Origin of the sequence: Salibaculum halophilum (assembly GCF_002094885.1) — a bacterium.
GTDB lineage: Bacteria > Pseudomonadota > Alphaproteobacteria > Rhodobacterales > Rhodobacteraceae > Salibaculum > Salibaculum halophilum.
Genome location: NZ_MSIT01000047.1, coordinates 1 through 8,180, shown reverse-complemented (window position 1 = coordinate 8,180; position 8,180 = coordinate 1). Strand labels below are relative to the sequence as shown.

6 protein-coding genes are annotated in these 8,180 nt (G+C 66.8%); all 6 read left to right on the top strand.

Annotated features, from left to right (window positions below):
* Positions 1–207: hypothetical protein (locus BU124_RS14960; protein WP_218775116.1), on the top strand; the 207-nt coding region annotated here is incomplete at its 5' end.
* Positions 208–473: 266 nt separating this feature from the next.
* On the top strand, positions 474–2,159 hold the full coding sequence (locus tag BU124_RS14210; protein WP_084864226.1) for a glycine/sarcosine N-methyltransferase: 1,686 nt from the start codon (positions 474–476) through the stop codon (positions 2,157–2,159).
* Between the two features lie 72 nt (positions 2,160–2,231).
* Positions 2,232–3,110, top strand: coding sequence for a methylenetetrahydrofolate reductase [NAD(P)H] (metF, locus tag BU124_RS14205; protein WP_084864225.1), 879 nt, complete (start codon positions 2,232–2,234; stop codon positions 3,108–3,110).
* Between the two features lie 11 nt (positions 3,111–3,121).
* Positions 3,122–4,192, top strand: coding sequence for a homocysteine S-methyltransferase family protein (locus BU124_RS15200; RefSeq protein WP_084864224.1), 1,071 nt, complete (start codon positions 3,122–3,124; stop codon positions 4,190–4,192).
* The gene (metH, locus tag BU124_RS14195; RefSeq protein ID WP_084864223.1) at positions 4,189–6,852 is read left to right on the top strand and encodes a methionine synthase; all 2,664 of its coding nucleotides are present in this window, start codon (positions 4,189–4,191) and stop codon (positions 6,850–6,852) included. The genes BU124_RS15200 and metH overlap by 4 nt, the downstream gene beginning before the upstream one ends.
* Positions 6,853–6,910: 58 nt before the next feature.
* On the top strand, positions 6,911–8,101 hold the full coding sequence (gene metK, locus BU124_RS14190; protein WP_084864222.1) for a methionine adenosyltransferase: 1,191 nt from the start codon (positions 6,911–6,913) through the stop codon (positions 8,099–8,101).
* Positions 8,102–8,180 lie beyond the last annotated feature (79 nt).

Sequence of the window (8,180 nt, the reverse complement as noted above, 5' to 3'; positions counted from 1 at the left end):
CACGGCGCCGGGCCGTTTTGCGTTCCGCCCCCGGCCCGCTGGCCCGGCGCGGGCGCGGGACTCACCGGCGGCGCGCCCCGGCTCACACTGCATCCAGACCCGGTGTCGCAGACGCCGCTTGCCGCAGCTGCAAAGGCGGTCGAAACCAAGTCTTTCCGTTGGAAAGTCAATCGCTTAAGCAAAATGTCGCAAAATCCTGTTGAATAGTCGCTTTTTGTCCATGATGCTGGCGCAGCATGTTGGGCAGCGCCCTGCCGCCTTGCGCCAGAGCCGGACAGTGACCCGCGCCGGCAATTCGACGCGCAGAGGCTGGACCCGACCACAATGCCCGCTGCGGCGCGATCACGCGACCGGGGCGAAAACCGAAATGGGCAACGAAATCAGTGCAGTCCTTCGGGACCCGCGCGGTACTGCCGTGCGCCCGGCGAGCATCCGCATCGCCGGTGGCCAGACAGTCTGGAACGGAGACAGAGATGAGCGACACGATGGCCGACAACGCCGAGCTGACCATGACCGACCAGGTCTACAGCGACGATCCGCTGGCCGATCGCGAAACCGACCATTACCGCAAGGAATACGTCAGGACCTTCGTCGACAAGTGGGACGAGCTGATCGACTGGGCCGGCCGCGCCGAGAGCGAGGGTCAGTTCTTCATCGACATCCTGCGTGCCCGCGGCAAAGAACGCGTGCTCGACGTCGCCTGCGGCACCGGCTTTCATTCCGTCCGGCTGACCGAGGCGGGCTTTGACGTCACCGCGTCGGACGGGGCGGCCTCAATGGTGGCCAAGGCCTTCGAGAATGGCCAGGCCCGCGGGCTGATCCTCAAGACCGCGCAGGCCGACTGGCGCTGGCTCAACCGCGACATCAACGGCAAGTACGACGCGATCGTCTGCCTTGGCAATTCCTTCACCCACCTGCACAAGGAATCCGAGCGCCGCCGCGCGCTGGCCGAGTTCTATGCCGCGCTCAAGCACGACGGACTTCTGATCCTCGATCAACGCAACTACGACGCGATGCTCGACCAGGGCTATTCGACCAAGCACAAGTATTACTACTGCGGCGACAAGGTCACCGCCGAGCCGGACCACGTCGACGAGGGGCTGTGCCGGATGCGCTATTCCTTCCCGGACGGGTCCTCCTACACGCTGAACATGTGCCCGATCCGCAAGGCCTACACGCGCCGCCTGCTGTCCGAGGCGGGCTTCGAGCGCGTGCGCACCTACGGCGATTTCCAGGAAACCTATGCCGAGAACGACCCGGATTTCTTCATCCACGTGGCCGAGAAATCGGCGCTGCACCTGGTGCGCTGGGGCACAGCCAGCGAGGATGGCAAGGAAGACATCCGCGACATCACCGAAGATTACTACGACAGCGACGACGCCGACACCTTCTATTCCACGATCTGGGGTGGCGAGGACCTGCACATCGGCCGCTACGCCGAGACGCCGGACATCCGCACCGCCTCGGACCGGACCATCGAGTCGATGATCGAACGGCTGCCGGCGCTGGACGCCGCGGCGCGGGTTCTGGACATGGGCGCGGGCTATGGCGGCGCGATGCGCACCCTGGTGCGCAAGACCGGGTGCGAGGCGGTCTGCCTCAACATCTCCGAGACGCAGAACGAGTACAACCTCGGCAAGATCCGCGCCGCCAAGCTGACCGGCAAGATCTCGGTCAACCACGGCGTCTTCGAGGACGTGCCCGAGGCCGACGCCAGCTGCGACGTGGTCTGGAGCCAGGACAGCTTCCTGCACTCCGACCAGCGGGCCGACGTCCTGGCCGAAGCCTGGCGCGTGCTCAAGCCCGGCGGGCACCTGATCTTCACCGATCCGATGCAGGCCGACGATGCCGACCCGGCCGTCCTGCAACCCGTCTATGACCGGCTGCAGCTCAACAGCCTGGGGTCGCCGCGCTTCTACCGCGAGGCGGCCGAGGCGCTGGGTTTCGAGACGCTGGAACAGGAAGAGGCGACAAGCGACCTGCGCGCGCATTATTCCCGGGTTCGCGAGGAGCTGCTGGCCAACTACGCCAAGCTCCGCGAGGCCGGGTCCTCGGCCGAGTATCTCGACAAGATGGCCGTCGGCCTGGAGAACTGGGTCAAGGCCGCGGATGCGGGCCACCTCGCCTGGGGTATCCAGCACTTCCGTAAGCCGGCGTGACCTGATATGCTGGGGCGCTAACGCGCCCCGGTCCTGACCCACCTGTTTCGTCCCCAGCCTCTGGAGAGTCCAATGACCGGGCCCTATCCCGATCCCCCCGCCCGTGTGTCGTTTGAGCTGTTCCCGCCTAAGACCGAGGCGGGCGAAGCGACCCTGGCGCAAACCGTCGATCAGCTGTCCGGCGCCGACCCCGACTATTTCTCCGTGACCTACGGCGCCGGCGGCGGCACCCGCGAGAGCACCGCCCGCGTGGTGGACATGGTCGGCGCGCGCAGCGGCCGCCCGGTGGCCCATCACCTGACCTGCGTCGGCGCCAGCCGCAACGAGGTCGATACCCTGGCCCGCGGCCTGCACGCCAAGGGCATCACCCGCATCGTGGCCCTGCGCGGCGACCTGCCCGAGGGGCAGACGCTGGCCGCCGACGGCTACGGCGACGCCGCCGAACTGGTGGCCGGGCTGCGCCGGGTGGCCGATTTCGACATCTCGGTCGGCGCCTACCCGGAGGTGCACCCCGAAGCGGCAAATGCACAGGCCGATCTGGACCACCTCAAGCGGAAGCTGGACGCGGGCGCGGCGCGGGCGATCACGCAATACACCTTCGACACGGACGTGATCCTGCGCTTCGTCGACCGGGCCCGCGACGCGGGCATCACCGCGCCCATCGTGCCGGGGATCATGCCGGTGACGAATTTCGCCGGGATCAAGCGCTTCTCGGCCATGTGCGGGGCAAGCATTCCCGACTGGCTGGCGCGCATGTTCGAGGGGCTGGACGACGCGCCCGAAACCCGCGCCATGGTCGCCACCAGCGTCGCAACCGAACAATGCCGCCTTTTGCTGGACGCGGGGCTGTCCGAGTTCCATTTCTATACGCTCAATCGCCCCGAAGTCAGCCTTGCTGTCTGCCGCGCGCTTGGGCTGACGCCCGAGATCGCCGCCGAGACCGCCGCCTGAGGAGAGAGCAGATGACAAAGACCGACATCGCGGCCCATGCCGCGGACCGCATCCTGGTGCTGGACGGGGCCATGGGCACCATGATCCAGCAGCACAAACCGGGCGAGGAGGTCTATCGCGGCACCCGCTTTGCCGATTGGCCCAGCGACGTGGGCGGCAACAGCGAATTGCTCAGCCTGACGCAACCCGAGATGATCCGCGACATCCACACCGACTTTCTGGAGGCCGGCGCGGATATCCTGTGCACCAACACCTTCGGCGCCAACGCGATTTCCCAGGCCGATTACGGCATGGAAAGCCTCGTTCGGGAAATGAACGCCGAAAGCGTGCGGCTGGCGCGCGAGGCGGCCGACGCCGTGGCCACGCCCGAACGCCCGCGCTGGGTGGCCGGCGGGATCGGGCCGACGAACCAGACCGCCAGCATCTCGCCGGATGTCAACGACCCCGGCTATCGCGCCGTGACCTTCGACGACCTGGCCCGCGCCTATGGCGACGCCGCCCGCGCCCTGATCGAGGCCGGGGTCGACCTGATCCTGGTCGAGACGATCTTCGACACGCTCAACGCCAAAGCGTGCCTGTTCGCCATCGACAGCCTTGCCGACGAGGGCCTGACGGTGCCGCCGCTGATGATCTCCGGTACCATCACCGACCGGTCGGGCCGCACGCTGACGGGCCAGACGCCCGAGGCGTTCTGGGTCTCGATGAGCCACGCGCGGCCCTTCTCGGTCGGGCTGAACTGCGCGCTGGGGGCCGACGAGATGCGCCAGCACGTGCGCACCCTGTCCGAGGTCGCCGACACCCGCATCAGCGCCTATCCCAACGCCGGCCTGCCCAACGAGATGGGCGGCTACGACGAGACCCCCGAAGAGACCTCCGCGCATCTGGGCGACTGGGCCGACTCCGGGCTGGTCAACATCGTCGGCGGCTGCTGCGGCACCACGCCCGACCATATCCGCGCCATCGCGGACGCGGTGGCGGGCAAGACCCCGCGCAAGATCCCGCAGACGGTGCGGCGCATGCGCCTGTCAGGGCTCGAGATGTTCGAGGCCCCAGGCACCACCAGCACGGAGGATGCGGCATGACCAGCGTTTCCAGTTTCATCAACATCGGCGAGCGCACCAACGTTACCGGCTCGGCCCGCTTCAAGAAGCTGATCATGGAGGGTGACTACGCCACCGCCCTCGACGTGGCGCGCGACCAGGTCGAGAACGGCGCCCAGATCATCGACGTGAACATGGACGAGGGGCTGCTCGACTCCGAACAGGCCATGATCACATTCCTCAACCTGATCGCGTCGGAGCCCGACATTTCCCGCGTGCCGGTGATGCTGGACAGTTCCAAGTTCGAGGTGATCGAGGCGGGCCTCAAGCGCGTGCAGGGCCGCGCGGTGGTCAACTCGATCTCGCTCAAGGAAGGTGAAGACGCTTTCCTGCAGCAGGCGCGCACGATCCGCCGCTACGGCGCGGCCGTCGTCGTGATGGCCTTCGACGAGAACGGCCAGGCTGAGACGGCGCAGCACAAGTACGAGATTTGCCGCCGCTCCTACGACCTGCTGGTCGAAAAGGCGGGGTTCCAGCCCTGGGACATCATCTTCGACCCCAATATCTTTGCCGTGGCCACGGGTATCGAAGAACACAACGACTACGCCAACGCCTTTTTCGAGGCGATCAAGCTGATCAAGGCGGATATGCCCGACACCCATATCTCGGGCGGGCTGTCGAACGTGTCGTTCAGTTTCCGCGGCAACAACGCCGTGCGCGAGGCGATGCACTCGGCCTTCCTCTACCACGCGATCCCGCTGGGCATGGACATGGCCATCGTCAACGCGGGCCAGATCACCGTCTACGACGACATCCCCGAGGAACTGCGCGACGCTGTCGAGGACGTTCTGTTCAACCGCCGCGACGACGCGACCGAGCGGCTTCTGGACATCGCCGACACATACAAGGGCAGCGGCGAGGCCTCGAAGAAGGAAGACCCCAAGTGGCGCGAGCAGGAGGTCGAGAAACGTCTGGAACATGCCCTCGTCCACGGCATCACCGACTACGTGATCGACGATACGGAGGAATGCCGCCAGCGCGCGGACAAGCCGCTCGACGTGATCGAGGGGCCGCTGATGGACGGCATGAATGTGGTGGGCGATCTGTTCGGCGCGGGCAAGATGTTCCTGCCGCAGGTGGTGAAATCCGCCCGCGTCATGAAGACGGCCGTCGCCCATCTGCTGCCCTACATGGAAGAGGAAAAGCGCCTTGCCGGCGATACCTCGGCCAAGGGCAAGGTGCTGATGGCCACGGTCAAGGGTGACGTGCACGACATCGGCAAGAACATCGTCGGCGTCGTGCTGCAGTGCAACAACTACGACGTCGTGGACATGGGCGTGATGGTCCCGACCGAGGATATCCTTGCCAAGGCCAAGGAAGAAAAGGCCGATATCATCGGGCTGTCGGGCCTGATTACCCCGTCGCTTGACCGCATGGTCGACGTCGCCGCCGAAATGAAGCGCCAGGGGTTCGACCTGCCGCTGCTGATCGGCGGCGCGACCACCTCGAAAAAGCACACCGCGCTGAAGATCGCGCCCGAGTATGACAACGGCGTGATCCATGTCGACGATGCCTCCAAGGCCGTCGGCGTGGTCTCCAAGCTGCTGTCCAAGACGGCCGCGCCGGATTACCTGGCCGAGATCGCCGAGGGCCAGGACAAGATGCGCGCGGGCGACGACCGCAGCGGCGACCGGCCCACGGCCCCGCTGGTGCAGGCCCGGGCCAGCGCCTTTGACGGCGGCTGGGGGGACTACAGGCCGCCGGTGCCACAAACGCCGGGCCTGACGGTGATCGACGACACCGACGTGGCCGACCTGCGCGGCTACATCGACTGGTCGCCGTTTTTTGCCACCTGGGAGATGAAGGGCCAGTATCCCGCAATCCTCGACGATCCCGACAAGGGCGCGACGGCGCGCGAACTCTTCGACAACGCGCAGGCGATGCTCGACCGGATCGAGGCGGAGGGCTGGTTCAGCCCGCGCGGGGTGGTCGGGCTCTGGCCCGCCAACAGCCAGGGCGACGACATCCTTGTCTGGGCGGACGAGGACCGCACGCAGCTGCGCGCGCGGATGCCGCAACTGCGCCAGCAGCGCAACAAGACGGGCGACACCGCCCAGATGTGCCTGGCCGATTTCATCGCGCCCACGGGCACGCCCGACTGGGTGGGCGGCTTCGCCGTCACGACGGGGCCCGAGGTGCACGACATCGCCGACCGGCTCAAGGCCGAGGGCAACGACTACGATTCCATCATGGTGCAGGCCCTGGGCGACCGCATCGCCGAAGCCTTTGCAGAGGCGCTGCACGCCCGCGTGCGCCGCAGTCTCTGGGGCTATGCCCCGAACGAGGGGCTGGATAACACGGCGCTGATCCGCGAGCAGTACCGCGGCATCCGCCCCGCGCCGGGCTATCCCGCCTGCCCCGACCACACCGAGAAGCACACGCTGTTCGACCTTCTGGAGGCGCCCGCGCATACCGGAGTCACCCTGACGGAGTCCTGCGCGATGTGGCCCGCGGCGGCGGTGTCGGGGCTCTACTTCTCGCACCCCGAGGCGCGCTATTTCGGGATCGGCCGGATCGGACCGGACCAGGTTTCCGACTACGCCGCGCGCAAGGGCATGGAGATTGCCGAGATCGAGTCCTGGCTGGCCCCCAGCCTGGCCTATCGGCCCGACAAGTCATCGGCGGATCGCAAGATCGCCTGACCCCCGCAAGACAACTTGCCAAACGAGCCAACCCCACAATCGTGGAGAAAGGAACGAGATGAGCGACAAGACTTGGCTTTTCACCAGCGAATCGGTGTCCGAGGGGCACCCGGACAAGGTCTGCGACCGGATTTCGGACGCGGTGCTGGATGCCTACCTGGCCGCCGATCCGCAATCGCGCGTCGCCTGCGAGACGCTGGCGACCACAGACCACCTGACCATCGCCGGCGAGGTCCGCGGCCCGTCCGAGGTTCTCGGCCAGGTGGAAGAGATCGCCCGGCAGGCGATCCGCGACATCGGCTATGACCAGCCCGGGTTTTCCTGGCGCGACGCCGAGATCATCTGCCGCCTTCACGCCCAGTCCGCCGATATCGCGCAGGGCGTCGACGAAGGCGACAAGGGCGAGGAAGGTGCCGGCGACCAGGGCATCATGTTCGGCTATGCCTGCAACGAGACGGCCGAGCTCATGCCCGCGCCGATCCAGTTCGCGCACCGCATCCTGCGGCACATGTCCGAGGACCGCAAATCCGGCAAGCAGCCGAATTTCGGCCCCGACGCCAAGAGCCAAGTGACGCTGAAATACGCCGGCGGCAAGCCCGTGGGCCTGGACACCGTCGTCGTTTCGACCCAGCACCTCGAAGGCATCAGCCAGGAGGCGGTGCGCGAGATGGTCAAGCCCTACATCACCGACGTCTTCAAGGACGAGGGCTGGGAGCTGCCCGCCGACGACAAGCTGATCGTCAACCCCACGGGCAAGTTCGTCATCGGCGGCCCTGACGGTGACGCCGGCCTGACCGGCCGCAAGATCATCGTCGATACCTACGGCGGGGCCGCGCCCCACGGCGGCGGTGCCTTTTCCGGCAAGGACCCCACCAAGGTGGACCGCTCGGCGGCCTATGTCGCGCGGTACCTGGCCAAGAACGTCGTGGCCGCGGGGCTGGCCGACAAGTGCCAGATCCAGCTGGCCTATGCCATCGGCGTGCCGGAGCCTGTCGCGCTCTATGTCGACACATTGGGCACCGGGCGCGTGTCCGAGGATGACCTGTCGCGCCGCCTGCGCGAGATGGTCCGCCTGACACCGCGCGGCATCCGCGATCACCTGGACCTGCTGCGCCCCATCTACACCCGCAGCGCGGCCTACGGCCACTTCGGCCGTCACCCCGAGGACGACGGCGGCTTCTCCTGGGAGAAGACCGACCTGGCCGAGGAGCTGGCCCGCAGTTTCGGAGCCACCGTGGCCGCCCAATAACCCCAAGACAGTCAAGGAACAGTTACCATGAACAAACCAGAAAACGTGACAGCGGCGGACTATGCCGTCCGCGACATCT

Bases quoted from the DNA above. Each gene is read 5' to 3' on its own strand.
- BU124_RS14210 (WP_084864226.1), top strand. From the start codon at position 474: ATGAGCGACACGATGGCCGACAACGCCGAGCTGACCATGACCGACCAG.
- metF (WP_084864225.1), top strand. From the start codon at position 2,232: ATGACCGGGCCCTATCCCGATCCCCCCGCCCGTGTGTCGTTTGAGCTG.
- BU124_RS15200 (WP_084864224.1), top strand. From the start codon at position 3,122: ATGACAAAGACCGACATCGCGGCCCATGCCGCGGACCGCATCCTGGTG.
- metH (WP_084864223.1), top strand. From the start codon at position 4,189: ATGACCAGCGTTTCCAGTTTCATCAACATCGGCGAGCGCACCAACGTT.
- metK (WP_084864222.1), top strand. From the start codon at position 6,911: ATGAGCGACAAGACTTGGCTTTTCACCAGCGAATCGGTGTCCGAGGGG.